Raw genomic sequence first — 14,628 nt, 5'->3', positions numbered from 1 at the left:
ACCTGTTCCTTACGGTTTTCTCGCCACCGGCACATCCAGATTTTTCAGTATTTCCACAAAGGGAGAGGGATTCTCTTTGTTAAACAGTGCCCATACCCGATGGCGTGCCCGGGTTAGCGCCACGTACATTAACCGCCGTTCTTCAGCGTCCGGGAAATCCTCAACCGGTAGCAGTAGCGCCTCTTCCATAATCGACTCCCGCGCCGCAGCCGGAAAACCATCACTTCCCTCCTGCAAGCCAACGATAATGACATAATCCGCCTGTTGCCCTTTGCTGGCATGAATGGTCATAAAGTCGATTTGCAACTTCGGCCAGCGTGTTGCCGCTTTTTCCAGGCTGGCAGGCCTCATGTGATGGTAACGCGCCAGGATCAGAATGCGCTCTTCCGGTTTGGCATAACCAGAGAGCTTATCCAGCAAACCGTCAAGATGGCTCTCATCCAATAACGTGACGGCTTTTTTGTCTCCATTGGTTAAGCTGTTTAGCGGCTTTTTCAGCTGGCCTGGGTTCTGCTGAATAAACCGGTTTGCCACCTCACCGATACGACTGTTAAAACGGTAAGTCGTGTCTAAGTCACAGCGATCGCCTTCACCAAAGTTTTCATGGAAAGCGGTGGTGAGCGACATTTGCGCACCGCTGAATCGGTAAATCGCCTGCCAGTCATCACCAACGGCGAACAACGTCGTCTGACTGTTTTGCTTGCGTAATGCCGCTAACAACGCTGCCCGCTGCGGCGAGATATCCTGAAATTCATCAACCAGAATATGCTTCCACGGGCTGATAAAGCGACCTTTCTCCAGAATCACAATCGCCTGATGAATAAGGCCCGAAAAATCGACAGCGTTTTCTGCCTTCAGCGCACCTTTCCAGGCTTTTAATAACGGGGCCATCAACTTGATACGTTTACTGAACAGATCGCGAATCTCTTCGGGTGCACTGGCAATCATTTCTGCCTGTGCACCACCGTGCATCCGCATCAGACTTACCCAACGATCGAGGCGTGAGGCAAGACGACGCTGTAATTTTTCATCATCCCAGAAGTTACCTTCTGGCACTGACCACTGCATTTCTTCCGTCAGCCATTGCCGCCAGCCCTTCGCCTGCGCTTTCTTTTCGCTGCATTGCTTGCGCCACTCAGCAATAAAGAGTTCATGACGGGCAGCGGTATCATTTTCCAGTTTGCTGACTATCGGAACTTTTTTGCTGCCCTGCTGAATAATATGCAGCGCCAGCGCATGAAACGTGCGTGCGGTAATGTCTTCGGTATGTAGCCGTTCGCGAATACGCTCGTCCATCTCTTCAGCGGCTTTGCGACCAAACGCCAGCAATAAAATTTGCGCAGGGGACGCTTCACCACGCGCCAGCAACCAGCCTGCACGGGCCACCAGCACCGACGTTTTTCCGCTTCCTGCACCAGCCAGCACTAACAAAGAATGCTCGCCATTAACGACTGCCCGGGCCTGCGCCGGATTCAGCGGTGAAGACTCGACCTGGCGGAAAAAATCCGCATACTCGGTAAGCATGGCTTCGGTATACGCCTGATTATGCTGCAACCGAGCGCTTTCAATATCTTTCAACCAGGCCTGACATTTACGCCACGCCTCACGGCAGTTATCGAATTCTTCCAGTCGGTTAACCGGCAACGGCAACGCCGACAAAGCCTGGCGGATTTGTTGCTGCACGCCAGAGGTTTGCTCACGCGTCAGCCATTTATTTTCTCCAGTACGCGTGGCAATCAAATCCAGTTGCTGGCGTAAAACACCAGACGCAATTTCGCTCATCTCGCCACTCCACCGCCGCCAGTGAGCATCAAGATGATGGTAAAAACGCTGCGTCTCGCCCCATTCGGTGCCGTGCAGACGCACCACTTTTTCGTCCGGCAGTACAAACTCCAGCTCGCCCCATACCAGACCGCGCTTACAGTGAATCGCCAGTAATTGATTGAAAGGAATAAGGTATTCGTGGCGATCGCCGGAGACTTTAATCCCGGCATTGAGGATCACCGCCCGATCGTAAGGGTGCTGTGCCAGACGTTTTCCAAGCGTTGTCGCTTTCAGTTCCATGACTCTGTAGATCCACACGAAATGATTTCTTATCAGTGTAACCGTCAGAGAAAACGTGCTCCAGCCCAAAAAAACGTTACAATTGCCGCCCATTACTGAAAACCACAGTAAAGCGAGGTTTTATGCGTACCGTTTTGAACATTCTGAACTTTGTGCTTGGCGGATTTGCCACCACTCTGGGCTGGCTGTTGGCGACTCTGGTCAGTATTGTGCTGATTTTTACCTTACCGCTGACACGATCCTGCTGGGAGATTACTAAACTGTCTCTGGTGCCTTATGGCAATGAGGCTATTCATGTCGATGAACTGAACCCGGCTGGCAAAAATGTGCTGCTGAATACTGGCGGTACGGTATTGAATATTTTCTGGCTGATTTTCTTTGGCTGGTGGTTATGCCTGATGCACATTGCAACGGGCATCGCACAATGTATTTCCATCATTGGCATTCCTGTCGGCATTGCGAACTTTAAAATTGCCGCTATTGCACTATGGCCGGTCGGTCGTCGCGTGGTATCGGTAGAAACAGCGCAAGCTGCGCGTGAAGCCAATGCACGTCGTCGTTTTGAATAATCCACTAATATGGCCTTTATGCTAAGTCCTTTGCTCAAACGCTATACCTGGAACAGCGCCTGGCTGTATTACGCGCGTATTTTTATTGCGCTTTGTGGAACCACAGCGTTTCCGTGGTGGCTGGGTGATGTAAAACTGACGATTCCGCTGACGCTGGGGATGGTGGCAGCGGCGCTGACCGATCTCGATGACCGGCTGGCGGGACGTTTGCGTAACCTCATCATTACGCTGTTCTGCTTTTTTATCGCCTCGGCCTCAGTAGAACTGCTGTTTCCCTGGCCCTGGCTATTTGCGATTGGCTTAACGCTCTCAACCAGCGGCTTCATTTTGCTCGGCGGTCTGGGTCAACGCTATGCAACAATTGCCTTCGGTGCGTTACTGATCGCCATTTACACTATGTTGGGGACGTCACTGTATGAGCACTGGTATCAGCAGCCGATGTATCTGCTGGCCGGTGCCGTCTGGTACAACGTCCTGACACTTATTGGTCATCTACTGTTCCCGGTCCGCCCGCTGCAGGACAACCTGGCGCGTTGCTATGAACAACTGGCGCGTTACCTTGAGCTCAAGTCGCGCATGTTTGATCCTGATATTGAAGATGAAAGCCAGGCACCGCTGTACGATTTGGCTCTCGCCAACGGTCAGCTGATGGCGACATTGAATCAGACGAAACTCTCGCTGCTGACCCGCTTACGTGGCGATCGTGGTCAACGGGGAACGCGTCGCACGCTGCATTATTACTTCGTCGCGCAGGATATTCACGAGCGTGCCAGCTCTTCTCATATTCAGTATCAAACATTGCGTGAACATTTTCGCCACAGCGACGTGCTGTTCCGTTTTCAGCGGCTGATGTCGATGCAGGGCCAGGCGTGCCAGCAACTGTCACGCTGTATTTTGTTGCGTCAGCCTTATCAACATGATCCGCATTTCGAGCGCGCTTTTACGCATATTGATGCTGCGCTGGAGCGGATGCGCGATAACGGCGCACCTGCCGATTTACTCAAAACACTGGGATTTTTGCTGAACAATTTACGCGCTATTGATGCCCAACTGGCAACAATTGAATCAGAACAGGCCCAGGCACTGCCCCATAATAATGACGAAAATGAGCTCGCTGATGACAGCCCGCACGGATTGAGTGATATCTGGCTGCGTCTTAGCCGTCACTTCACGCCGGAATCCGCCCTCTTCCGTCATGCGGTAAGAATGTCGCTGGTGTTGTGCTTCGGCTACGCCATCATTCAGATAACCGGAATGCATCACGGGTATTGGATCTTGCTGACAAGTTTGTTTGTCTGCCAGCCAAACTATAACGCCACGCGCCACCGCCTGAAGTTAAGGATTATTGGTACGCTGGTAGGTATCGCAATTGGCATTCCTGTGCTGTGGTTTGTGCCATCACTGGAAGGGCAGCTGGTGCTGCTGGTTATTACCGGCGTGCTCTTTTTTGCCTTCCGTAATGTGCAATACGCCCATGCAACGATGTTCATCACACTTTTGGTGCTACTGTGTTTTAACTTGCTGGGTGAAGGTTTTGAAGTGGCGTTACCTCGCGTAATCGATACGCTGATTGGTTGTGCCATTGCGTGGGCGGCGGTGAGCTACATCTGGCCTGACTGGAAGTTTCGCAATCTGCCGCGAATGCTCGAACGCGCCACAGAGGCCAACTGTCGGTATCTCGATGCCATACTGGAACAATACCATCAGGGGCGTGATAACCGTCTGGCGTATCGTATTGCCCGCCGCGATGCACACAACCGTGATGCTGAACTGGCGTCGGTGGTATCAAATATGTCCAGCGAACCGAACGTTACCCCGCAAATTCGCGAAGCCGCGTTTCGGTTGCTGTGCCTTAACCATACGTTTACCAGCTATATCTCAGCCCTCGGTGCTCACCGGGAGCAGTTAACTAATCCTGAAATTCTGGCGTTTCTTGATGACGCCGTTTGCTATGTTGATGACGCGCTACATCATCAACCTGCTGATGAAGAACGCGTCAATCAGGCATTAGCTGGCCTGAAACAGCGGATGCAGCAACTTGAACCTCGGGCAGACAGCAAAGAACCTCTGGTCGTACAACAAGTTGGGTTATTGATTGCATTACTGCCAGAGATTGGTCGTCTGCAACGCCAGATTACTCAAGTTCCGCAGGAAACTCCTGTTTCGGCGTAAGAGAGTCAGCCCATTCTGCAAGCTCCTGGCGGCGTGCCACCGGGAGCGCAGCTTCATGAATGCCGATAATGGCCCCTTCAAGCATAAACAGAATCTTTTCTGTCACCAGACTGTTTTGCTGCCGCAGTCGCAACCAACACATTTTTGCCCCAAGTATACGTAACGCCCGTACATCCTTAATCCCCACCTCCCCGAGAATCGCTTCCAGATGAAAAGACATATTGGGCAAATCTTTCAGTCTTTCCCGGGTATTGCGCGTGCTTTTCTCTTTCAGCGCTGCATCGAGAGAATATTTCGACAGACGCACCAGCTTCAGTTGATTTCGCCATAGACTTTCATCAACCCGATAGTAATTGAGGGTAACGGATCGGCCACACTTTTTATATGTCAGCCAGACAGGCGGATGTTTTACACAGTACTGTGCACTTTGCTCACAAGCCCGAAGATACAACTCACCATCAGAAACCATCGCAAACACCGTGTCGTCAACGGTCAGGCTGTAACTACCAAACAATGATCGGTATTCAATTGTGCCCAACGTTGCCAGGTATTCTTGTGATTTATAGATCCGCTTATAGGAGAGGCTTTTCATAAAATTCCTTTTAAAATCATAACATAAAAGAATGATTCACATTAACGGATCCGTTAACTACGAAAATAGGCAACTTATTCTTAAGGGGCAAGATTAATTTATGTTTTCCCGTCACCAACGACAAAATTTGCGAGGCTCTTTCCGAAAATAGGGTTGATCTTTGTTGTCACTGGATGTACTGTACATCCATACAGTAACTCACAGGGGCTGGATTGATTATGTACACTTCAGGCTATGCACATCGTTCTTCGTCGTTCTCATCCGCAGCAAGTAAAATTGCGCGTGTCTCTACGGAAAACACTACAGCCGGGCTTATCAGTGAAGTTGTCTATCGCGAAGATCAGCCCATGATGACGCAACTTCTACTGTTGCCATTGTTACAGCAACTCGGTCAGCAATCGCGCTGGCAACTTTGGTTAACACCGCAACAAAAACTGAGTCGCGAATGGGTTCAGGCATCTGGGCTACCCTTAACGAAAGTAATGCAGATTAGCCAGCTCTCCCCTTGCCACACCGTGGAGTCAATGGTTCGCGCTTTACGCACGGGCAATTACAGCGTGGTGATCGGTTGGTTGGCAGATGATTTGACTGAAGAAGAGCATGCTGAACTTGTTGATGCGGCAAATGAAGGTAACGCTATGGGGTTTATTATGCGTCCGGTAAGCGCATCCTCTCACGCAACGAGACAACTTTCCGGGCTAAAAATTCACTCTAATTTGTATCATTAAGTAAATTTAGGATTAATCCTGGAACTTTTTTTGTCGCCCAGCCAATGCTTTCAGTCGTGACTAATTTTCCTTGCGGAGGCTTGTCTGAAGCGGTTTCCGCGATTTTCTTCTGTAAATTGTCGCTGACAAAAAAGATTAAACGTACCTTATACAAGACTTTTTTTTCATATGCCTGACGGAGTTCACACTTGTAAGTTTTCAACTACGTTGTAGACTTTACATCGCCAGGGGTGCTCGGCATAAGCCGAAGATATCGGTAGAGTTAATATTGAGCAGATCCCCCGGTGAAGGATTTAACCGTGTTATCTCGTTGGAGATATTCATGGCGTATTTTGGATGATAACGAGGCGCAAAAAATGAAAAAGACAGCTATCGCGATTGCAGTGGCACTGGCTGGTTTCGCTACCGTAGCGCAGGCCGCTCCGAAAGATAACACCTGGTACACTGGTGCTAAACTGGGCTGGTCCCAGTACCATGACACTGGTTTTATTCCTAACAATGGTCCGACCCACGAAAACCAACTGGGTGCAGGTGCTTTTGGTGGTTACCAGGTTAACCCGTATGTTGGCTTTGAAATGGGTTACGACTGGTTAGGTCGTATGCCGTACAAAGGCGACAACATCAACGGCGCATACAAAGCTCAGGGCGTTCAGCTGACCGCTAAACTGGGTTACCCAATCACTGACGATCTGGACATCTACACTCGTCTGGGTGGTATGGTATGGCGTGCAGACACCAAGGCTAACGTACCTGGTGGCGCATCTTTTAAAGACCACGATACCGGCGTTTCTCCGGTCTTCGCTGGCGGTGTTGAGTATGCGATCACTCCTGAAATCGCTACCCGTCTGGAATACCAGTGGACCAACAACATCGGTGACGCACACACCATCGGTACTCGTCCGGACAACGGCATGCTGAGCCTGGGTGTTTCCTACCGTTTCGGTCAGGGCGAAGCAGCTCCAGTAGTTGCTCCGGCTCCAGCTCCGGCACCGGAAGTACAGACCAAGCACTTCACTCTGAAGTCTGACGTTCTGTTCACCTTCAACAAAGCAACCCTGAAACCGGAAGGTCAGGCTGCTCTGGATCAGCTGTACAGCCAGCTGAGCAACCTGGATCCGAAAGACGGTTCCGTAGTTGTTCTGGGTTACACCGACCGCATCGGTTCTGACGCTTACAACCAGGGTCTGTCCGAGCGCCGTGCTCAGTCTGTTGTTGATTACCTGATCTCTAAAGGTATCCCGGCAGACAAAATCTCCGCACGTGGTATGGGCGAATCCAACCCGGTTACTGGCAACACCTGTGACAACGTGAAACAGCGTGCTGCACTGATCGACTGCCTGGCTCCGGATCGTCGCGTAGAGATCGAAGTTAAAGGCATCAAAGACGTTGTAACTCAGCCGCAGGCTTAAGTTCTCGTCTGGTAAAAACCCCGCTGCTGCGGGGTTTTTTTTCGTCTATAGAAAATTGAACTGACTTTCGTCAGTTATTCCTTACCCAGCAATGCCTGCAGATCCTGCTTCAAAGAAGACATTTTATTCGCGTATTTCTCTTTGTTTTCCGCATCTTCAATCAGCTGAACAATCGTTTCAGAAAGCGTTTTACCGCGACGCTGCGCAAGACCAGCCAGACGTTGCCAGACAATAAATTCCAGATCGATCGATTTTTTGCGCGTATGCTGGTGTTCCGCATTAAAATGGCGCTTCCGTCTGGCCCGAATGGTTTGCTTCATGCGATTGACCAGTTCCGGATTCATATGCTTGTCAATCCAGCCATTTACCAGCACGGGTTCATTTTCCAGCGAGAGCAACACATCGACGGCTTCCTGGGCGGCACTGGCTTCTATGTAACGGGTGATTAACTCCCCTTCGCGATGCTTCTTCACCAGATACTTCCATTTCCAACCGCTTTCAAGATTTTCAAGTTGTTGATATTTCATAGCGATCTCAATGTTACCGTGTAACTCTTTACAGAATATCAGCTTTTTGGGCCAGTGAAGAAAAGAATCTCCATCCTGTGAGCTTTAACGCCCATGCCAGGAGTATTGTCGGTGCTTTCTACGTGTGCTGCAGTGCCGGTTACGGTATAATCGCGGCTTTGACAACAGACTAAAAAACATCAACTTTGACCATTACGAAACTTGCATGGCGTGACCTGGTTCCTGATACCGATAGCTATCAGGAAATATTTGCTCAGCCACATTTGATTGACGAAAACGATCCTTTATTCAGTGATACTCAACCGCGACTGCAATTTGCGCTGGAGCAGTTGCTGCATACGCGAGCATCCTCCTCTTTTATGCTGGCGAAGGCCCCGGAAGAGTCTGAGTATCTGAATCTTATTGCCGATGCCGCGCGTGCGCTACAAAGCGATGCAGGCCAACTGGTGGGCGGTCACTATGAGGTTTCCGGGCACACCATCCGCTTACGTAACGCAGTGAGTGCAGATGATAATTTTGCGACTTTAACGCAAGTTGTCGCTGCCGACTGGGTAGAAGCGGAACAACTCTTTGGCTGCCTGCGCCAGTTTAATGGCGACATTACCCTGCAGCCAGGTCTGGTGCATCAGGCAAATGGCGGTATTCTCATCATCTCTTTGCGTACACTGCTGGCGCAACCTCTGCTGTGGATGCGGCTGAAAAATATCGTTAACCGCGAGCGTTTTGACTGGGTTGCGTTTGATGAGTCGCGCCCTCTCCCCGTCTCTGTGCCTTCGATGCCATTGAAGCTGAAAGTCATTCTGGTAGGCGAACGCGAATCATTGGCTGATTTCCAGGAGATGGAACCAGAGCTTTCAGAGCAGGCTATTTATAGCGAATTTGAAGATACTCTGCAGATTGTCGATGCGGAGTCAGTAAGCCAGTGGTGTCGCTGGGTAACATTGACCGCCAGACATAATCACTTACCTGCACCGGGAGCGGATGCCTGGCCGGTGCTTATCCGCGAAGCAGCACGCTACACCGGTGAACAAGAAACACTTCCGCTTAGCCCGCAGTGGATCCTCCGCCAGTGTAAAGAGGTCGCCTCCCTGTGCGATGGCGACACCTTCTCCGGCGAGCAGCTAAACTTAATGCTACAGCAGCGTGAATGGCGCGAAGGTTTCCTCGCTGAACGCATGCAGGATGAGATTCTTCAGGAGCAAATCCTGATTGAAACCGAAGGCGAACGCATCGGGCAAATTAACGCCCTTTCGGTCATTGAATTTCCGGGTCATCCACGCGCTTTTGGCGAACCTTCTCGCATTAGCTGCGTTGTGCATATTGGCGATGGTGAATTCACCGACATCGAACGCAAAGCGGAGCTTGGCGGCAATATCCATGCGAAAGGGATGATGATCATGCAGGCGTTCCTGATGTCGGAACTACAGCTTGAGCAACAGATCCCCTTCTCAGCATCGCTGACATTTGAGCAGTCATACAGTGAAGTGGATGGCGATAGTGCCTCGATGGCTGAACTCTGCGCCCTGATAAGCGCCCTCGCCGATGTGCCGGTGAATCAGAGTATCGCTATCACAGGTTCAGTCGATCAGTTCGGTCGTGCCCAGCCGGTCGGTGGTTTAAATGAGAAAATCGAAGGCTTCTTTGCTATTTGCCAGCAACGTGAGTTAACCGGGAAACAAGGTGTCATTATCCCCACTGCTAACATTCGCCATTTAAGTCTTCACAGTGAACTGGTGAAAGCGGTAGAAGAAGGCAAATTCACCATCTGGGCAGTAGACGATGTAACTGACGCACTGCCGTTATTATTAAATCTGGTGTGGGATGGCGAAGGCCAAACGACGCTGATGCAAACCATCCAGGAACGTATCGCGCAAGCATCGCAACAGGAAGGACGTCACCGTTTTCCATGGCCATTACGTTGGCTGAACTGGTTTATTCCGAACTGATCGGACTTGTTCAGCGTACACGTGTTAGCTATCCTGCGTGCTTCAATAAAATAAGGCTTACAGAGAACATGGTAGATAAACGCGAATCCTATACAAAAGAAGACCTTCTTGCCTCTGGTCGCGGTGAACTGTTTGGCGCTAAAGGTCCGCAATTGCCAGCACCGAACATGCTGATGATGGACCGTGTGGTCAAAATGACCGAAACGGGTGGTAACTTCGACAAAGGGTATGTTGAAGCAGAACTGGATATCAATCCGGATCTGTGGTTCTTCGGATGCCACTTCATTGGTGATCCGGTTATGCCAGGATGTCTGGGCCTGGACGCAATGTGGCAGCTGGTAGGGTTCTACCTCGGCTGGCTGGGCGGCGAAGGTAAAGGCCGCGCGCTGGGCGTTGGCGAAGTGAAATTCACTGGTCAGGTACTGCCGACAGCGAAAAAAGTGACCTACCGTATTCACTTTAAACGCATTGTTAACCGTCGTCTGATTATGGGCCTGGCGGATGGCGAAGTGCTGGTTGATGGTCGTCTGATCTATACCGCCAGCGACCTGAAAGTCGGTCTGTTCCAGGATACGTCTGCCTTCTGATTATAATCAGACAGAGTATCAAAAGGCGAAACCTCCGCAATGCGGAGGTTTCTTTTTAAAGAGACAGAATCAGGCCATTACTACCCTGTCCGCCATGGCTTCTCGCCAGCCTCCCAGCCATTGTGACCTTTGATTCAGCGTCTGATAGGGACACATTTCTTTTGAGCGTCCGGCGATGCCGGCCTGATAACCACGTTGATGTGCCCGTTCCAGGCGATCTCGTTTTTGTCTCTTCATGCCTCGTTTCCCTCATACTGGTTTCTGGTGGAAAAGAAAACAGTGATTACTAAATGTGCAATCACAGTTAAGCAATACCGCGAATCATAACTGCCGTCAATGCGCAAAATTCACGCCACTGTCATATTTGTGAGCTACACGGGCATGTCAGTTGTACAAAAAATGTGAAGAGGAACAACTTTTTCCGCAAGTTAGAAACAAAAAAACCGCCTCAGGCAACATACCGGAGACGGTTATATTTACAAATCTTTATGATTACGGTAGACGCTTTATCTCTTGCGCAATAGAAGCGGCTTCCTGACTCCAGACACTGGCCAGCACTTTAACCATTTCATCGTAACCATCCTGAGTTTGCACCCCTTCCAGACGGAACGGACGTTTGATCAGTTGTCCCTGGTGGTTCAACAGCCACTCACCACTGACAATGACCTTGCCATCATATCGCCCGTTAAACTCCGTTACGGTAACATTGAGCGTATCCTGGGCGCTTCCCAGAGGCTGGGAGGCAACCACCCAGCCGGGCAGTTGCGTGCTCAGGTTGGCAACCAGAGTGTTGCGCAACTGTTGATCCAACGGGCTGGCCCACAAGTTGTTGTTGGCAATCACATACTTCACATCACTGGTTTGATAAACCACACCATTCCCCGCCAGATAGTCAGGAACAGTGACCTGCTCTACCCATAACAGGCGATTACCCTGGCTGGCGGTACTTTGTGTACCGCTCTGCACCACAGGTAACTGGTAATAGTTTTTATTAATTTCGCCGGAGCTGCATCCGGCCAGCCACAGTGCTGCAATCGTCACTAGCCACTTTTTCATTGTTTCGCCCTCTTCGGCTCTGGATCTTTTTTGTCCTTCGCTTCAAATACCAGCGCGTTACTCTTCTCATTGAGCGTTTTCAGCACCGGTTGCAGTTCTCGCAACACCTGATCAAGGCGCTGCATATCCGCCACCATCTTGTTGTAGGCTGCGGAGCCAGGCTGGAAGCCCTGCATGCTGCGATTCAATTCACGCAACGTTGACTGCATATCCATCGGCAGCTGCTGCATCGACTGGCTGGCGAGGATCTTGTTCATGCTATCCAGCGTCGTTTGCAGGTTTTTCATTGTGCGCTGACTTTCAGAAAGCGTACTGGTTGCCTGTTCAATCATCGGATTCAATGGCAGTTTGTTGATCTTATCCAACGCTTCCATCAGTCGTTGTTGGATTTGCGCCAGACCGCCGCTAACGGTCGGGATAATCTGATAGCCATTAAATTCACGAATACCGGTTATTGCAGGCGTATTTGGATAGAAATCGAGATCAACATACAGTGCGCCAGTGACCAGGTTTCCGGTTTTCAGCGATCCGCGTAAACCACGTTTCAACAATTCGCCAAGGTGCTCAACAACATCCGCATTTTCGCCAAGCTGCATTTTCAGCCGCTCTGGCTCGATACGAATCAGTACCGGAATACGGTAATCATCGTTAAATGTCTGACGCATATTCGGTGCAAAGAATGGCACTTTGCTTACGGTACCAAGGCGAATACCCCGGAATTCTACCGGAGCTCCCGGTTGCAGGCCGCGTACCGAATCTTTAAAGAACATCAGATAATCAATGTGATCGGTGTACAACGAATCCTGAATGCTCTTCTGATCATCATACAAAACGAAAGCTGTTTTCGGTGCCACTGGCTGCCCTAAATCCAGACCTTCCGGCACATCAAAGCTAACACCGCCACTAAGCAGCGTTGTCAATGAGCCCATCTCCACACGCATCCCCGCTGACGTCAGATCAACCGCAATGCCACTATCTTTCCAGAAGCGAACATTGCTGGTCACCAGTCGGTCATAAGGTGCATTGATGAACAGTTGATAGCTGATATTGCGTTTTTGCGTATCGAAGGTGCTGGTTTCAACCGAACCTACCCGATAGCCACGGAACAGCACGGGATCTCCTGGCGAGAGCTGCCCGGCTTTTTTGCTATCGAGAATCACACGGATACCTTTCGCATCAGGCGGGGCCAACGGTGGTGAGTCCAGCAAATCGTATTTATCCATTTTGCTGCCTTTCGCGCCTGGCTGCAGTTCGATATAAACACCAGACAGCAGAGTTCCCAGGCCGCTAATCCCTTCTCGACCAATCTGCGGTTTAACCACCCAAAAGACGGTATCTTTATGCAGCAATTTTTCCATACCGGAATTCAGCCGCGCTTTGATTTCAACGTGCGTCAAATCATCAGCCAGTGTGGCGCTTTCAACCACGCCGACGTCAACGCTACGGCTTTTAATGGTGGTTTTACCACCTTCTATTCCTTCCGCATTCGCGGTGATCAGGGTCACTTCCGGCCCCTGATGGCTGTAATGATAAAAAAGAACCCAGGCCCCAATGAGCGCCGTGACGATAGGAAATATCCACACGGGAGACCAGTTCTTCACTTTCTGGATTTTGGCTTCCCCATTATTAGATTCCATACTGTCAGGACTCCTCATGCTCTGATTCAGGTTGACGATCCCACGACAAACGCGGGTCAAACGTCATAGCAGAAAACATTGTCATTATGACGACTAAAGCAAACATTAATGCACCCATTGCCGGATAAATACTCATTAAACCTCCCATACGCACCAGCGCCGAGAGCACCGCGATAACGAAAACGTCAATCATCGACCAGCGGCCTACAAACTCAACAACTTCATAAATCAAATGCATTCTTTCACTGTCGCGCTTGCCATGCCCTTTGGCATCCCAACACAACCACGCTATGGCGATCATCTTTAACGTTGGCACCATAATACTGGCCAGAAAGATAACCGCAGCGACGGGGTAAGAGCCTTCGCTCCATAACAGGATGACCCCAGCGAGAATCGTCGATGGCATCTTCGAGCCTAATAAATCCGTCACCATGATGGGCAAAATATTAGCCGGAAGATACAGCATGATGGACGTAACAAGCAGCGCGAGTGTCCATTGCAGGCTGTTTCTACGTCGAACGTACCCTTTGGTACTACAACGCGGGCACACAGGTTCGTCAGCAGGAAGGATTGCCGTACAACAGGAGCACGAACGCAGCCCCTGACGTATCCCCGTGACGCCAGGTTTTAGCGGCTGGCGCAGTTCTGGCATCGGGGCGATATCGTCCCATAACCAGCGACGATCAACGCACTGAAAGGCGCGCAGTTGCAGGACACAAAATAAACACCAGGGGAGAAAGCTGCTGCCGACACCAATGCTGCCGTAGGCCATCAGTTTAACGAAACTGACCAGCACACCCGCGAGGAAAATCTCCGCCATTCCCCAGGTTTTGAGTTGAAAAAGCACCCGTGCCAGTTGCTCTTTTAAACGGACCGGTAATTCCGCGCGATTCACCAGTAACAGAATGGTTATCAGACAAAACGCGGGAACCAGTTGCACAAACAACAGGAAAAAGGTGCCGAGGCTGGCGTAGTCCTCAGAAAAAAGCACGCCGGGAATTTCCAGTAATGTAATTTCACTGGTAACTCCTGCAACGTTCATATTCACAAAAGGAAACAAGTTGGACAGCAACAGCATGAACAGTGCAGCCAACGCATAGGCGGTGGGACGCTGCCGAGGGGCATCCCACGCCACGGTTAACGTTGTGCCACACCGGGGACATGCCGCTTTCTGACCATGCTCAAGGCGCGGTAACGCCACCAGCATGTCACACTGCGAGCACAGGATGTGCTTCGCGGCATGATGATGTTCGCACATTGGTACTCCTTAATGATGCGCTATTTTACAGATGACTAACAAAGTGTTGGTTTTCATGCCTGATAAACCCAGTTCATCAGGCA

The 14,628-nt window shown here is 50.5% G+C and carries 13 protein-coding genes; 6 read left to right on the top strand and 7 right to left on the bottom strand.

Annotated features, from left to right (window positions below; translation table 11 throughout):
- Window positions 1-9: 9 nt before the first annotated feature.
- Window positions 10-2,064 carry a DNA helicase IV gene (helD, locus tag ACJHWK_RS18235; RefSeq protein WP_170886178.1) on the bottom strand — a complete coding sequence of 685 codons (2,055 nt, stop codon included), beginning with the start codon at window positions 2,062-2,064 and terminating at the stop codon, window positions 10-12.
- A gap of 122 nt (window positions 2,065-2,186) precedes the next feature.
- Here helD and ACJHWK_RS18230 point away from each other — a divergent pair, with 122 nt between their 5' ends.
- Window positions 2,187-2,633: a YccF domain-containing protein gene (locus ACJHWK_RS18230; protein ID WP_001261235.1), complete on the top strand. Its 447-nt coding sequence runs from the start codon at window positions 2,187-2,189 to the stop codon at window positions 2,631-2,633.
- Window positions 2,634-2,642: 9 nt separating this feature from the next.
- Window positions 2,643-4,805 carry a YccS family putative transporter gene (gene yccS, locus ACJHWK_RS18225; RefSeq protein WP_000875041.1) on the top strand — a complete coding sequence of 721 codons (2,163 nt, stop codon included), beginning with the start codon at window positions 2,643-2,645 and terminating at the stop codon, window positions 4,803-4,805.
- Here the strand turns inward: yccS and sxy are convergent.
- On the bottom strand, window positions 4,768-5,397 hold the full coding sequence (sxy, locus tag ACJHWK_RS18220) for a CRP-S regulon transcriptional coactivator Sxy (RefSeq protein ID WP_000839153.1): 630 nt from the start codon (window positions 5,395-5,397) through the stop codon (window positions 4,768-4,770). The genes yccS and sxy overlap by 38 nt on opposite strands.
- A 218-nt stretch (window positions 5,398-5,615) precedes the next feature.
- On the opposite strand from sxy, the gene sulA reads away from it, so the two are divergent.
- Together sulA and ompA are read left to right on the top strand one after the other, a co-directional pair.
- Window positions 5,616-6,125: an SOS-induced cell division inhibitor SulA gene (gene sulA / locus ACJHWK_RS18215; RefSeq protein WP_000288710.1), complete on the top strand. Its 510-nt coding sequence runs from the start codon at window positions 5,616-5,618 to the stop codon at window positions 6,123-6,125.
- Between the two features lie 356 nt (window positions 6,126-6,481).
- Window positions 6,482-7,534 carry a porin OmpA gene (gene ompA, locus ACJHWK_RS18210; RefSeq protein WP_000750418.1) on the top strand — a complete coding sequence of 351 codons (1,053 nt, stop codon included), beginning with the start codon at window positions 6,482-6,484 and terminating at the stop codon, window positions 7,532-7,534.
- 74 nt (window positions 7,535-7,608) lie between these two features.
- Here the strand turns inward: ompA and matP are convergent, their stop codons facing one another.
- On the bottom strand, window positions 7,609-8,061 hold the full coding sequence (gene matP / locus ACJHWK_RS18205; RefSeq protein ID WP_000877161.1) for a macrodomain Ter protein MatP: 453 nt from the start codon (window positions 8,059-8,061) through the stop codon (window positions 7,609-7,611).
- 185 nt (window positions 8,062-8,246) lie between these two features.
- On the opposite strand from matP, the gene ACJHWK_RS18200 reads away from it, so the two are divergent.
- Window positions 8,247-10,007: a Lon protease family protein gene (locus tag ACJHWK_RS18200; protein WP_000156476.1), complete on the top strand. Its 1,761-nt coding sequence runs from the start codon at window positions 8,247-8,249 to the stop codon at window positions 10,005-10,007.
- Between the two features lie 68 nt (window positions 10,008-10,075).
- Window positions 10,076-10,594 carry a bifunctional 3-hydroxydecanoyl-ACP dehydratase/trans-2-decenoyl-ACP isomerase gene (gene fabA, locus ACJHWK_RS18195; RefSeq protein ID WP_000227927.1) on the top strand — a complete coding sequence of 173 codons (519 nt, stop codon included), beginning with the start codon at window positions 10,076-10,078 and terminating at the stop codon, window positions 10,592-10,594.
- Window positions 10,595-10,663: 69 nt separating this feature from the next.
- Here fabA and rmf read toward each other — a convergent pair whose 3' ends face one another.
- From rmf to pqiA, 4 genes are all read right to left on the bottom strand, one after another.
- Window positions 10,664-10,831 carry a ribosome modulation factor gene (rmf, locus tag ACJHWK_RS18190; RefSeq protein WP_000828648.1) on the bottom strand — a complete coding sequence of 56 codons (168 nt, stop codon included), beginning with the start codon at window positions 10,829-10,831 and terminating at the stop codon, window positions 10,664-10,666.
- A gap of 255 nt (window positions 10,832-11,086) precedes the next feature.
- Window positions 11,087-11,650 carry a membrane integrity-associated transporter subunit PqiC gene (gene pqiC / locus ACJHWK_RS18185; protein WP_000759123.1) on the bottom strand — a complete coding sequence of 188 codons (564 nt, stop codon included), beginning with the start codon at window positions 11,648-11,650 and terminating at the stop codon, window positions 11,087-11,089.
- On the bottom strand, window positions 11,647-13,287 hold the full coding sequence (pqiB, locus tag ACJHWK_RS18180) for an intermembrane transport protein PqiB (RefSeq protein WP_000445540.1): 1,641 nt from the start codon (window positions 13,285-13,287) through the stop codon (window positions 11,647-11,649). Before pqiB ends, pqiC begins: the two co-directional genes overlap by 4 nt.
- A gap of 4 nt (window positions 13,288-13,291) precedes the next feature.
- Window positions 13,292-14,545, bottom strand: a complete 1,254-nt coding sequence (pqiA, locus tag ACJHWK_RS18175; RefSeq protein ID WP_000333176.1) for a membrane integrity-associated transporter subunit PqiA — start codon at window positions 14,543-14,545, stop codon at window positions 13,292-13,294.
- Window positions 14,546-14,628 lie beyond the last annotated feature (83 nt).

It is taken from the genome of Escherichia sp. WS547 (assembly GCF_046486065.1).
In the GTDB taxonomy this organism is placed as follows: Bacteria; Pseudomonadota; Gammaproteobacteria; order Enterobacterales; family Enterobacteriaceae; genus Escherichia; species Escherichia coli.
This window is presented reverse-complemented; position numbering and strand designations above follow the sequence as displayed.

Excerpts from the sequence above, each read along its gene's own strand:
- helD (WP_170886178.1), bottom strand. The coding sequence starts at position 2,064 with ATGGAACTGAAAGCGACAACGCTTGGAAAACGTCTGGCACAGCACCCT.
- ACJHWK_RS18230 (WP_001261235.1), top strand. The coding sequence starts at position 2,187 with ATGCGTACCGTTTTGAACATTCTGAACTTTGTGCTTGGCGGATTTGCC.
- yccS (WP_000875041.1), top strand. The coding sequence starts at position 2,643 with ATGGCCTTTATGCTAAGTCCTTTGCTCAAACGCTATACCTGGAACAGC.
- sxy (WP_000839153.1), bottom strand. The coding sequence starts at position 5,397 with ATGAAAAGCCTCTCCTATAAGCGGATCTATAAATCACAAGAATACCTG.
- sulA (WP_000288710.1), top strand. The coding sequence starts at position 5,616 with ATGTACACTTCAGGCTATGCACATCGTTCTTCGTCGTTCTCATCCGCA.
- ompA (WP_000750418.1), top strand. The coding sequence starts at position 6,482 with ATGAAAAAGACAGCTATCGCGATTGCAGTGGCACTGGCTGGTTTCGCT.
- matP (WP_000877161.1), bottom strand. The coding sequence starts at position 8,061 with ATGAAATATCAACAACTTGAAAATCTTGAAAGCGGTTGGAAATGGAAG.
- fabA (WP_000227927.1), top strand. The coding sequence starts at position 10,076 with ATGGTAGATAAACGCGAATCCTATACAAAAGAAGACCTTCTTGCCTCT.
- rmf (WP_000828648.1), bottom strand. The coding sequence starts at position 10,831 with ATGAAGAGACAAAAACGAGATCGCCTGGAACGGGCACATCAACGTGGT.
- pqiC (WP_000759123.1), bottom strand. The coding sequence starts at position 11,650 with ATGAAAAAGTGGCTAGTGACGATTGCAGCACTGTGGCTGGCCGGATGC.
- pqiB (WP_000445540.1), bottom strand. The coding sequence starts at position 13,287 with ATGGAATCTAATAATGGGGAAGCCAAAATCCAGAAAGTGAAGAACTGG.
- pqiA (WP_000333176.1), bottom strand. The coding sequence starts at position 14,545 with ATGTGCGAACATCATCATGCCGCGAAGCACATCCTGTGCTCGCAGTGT.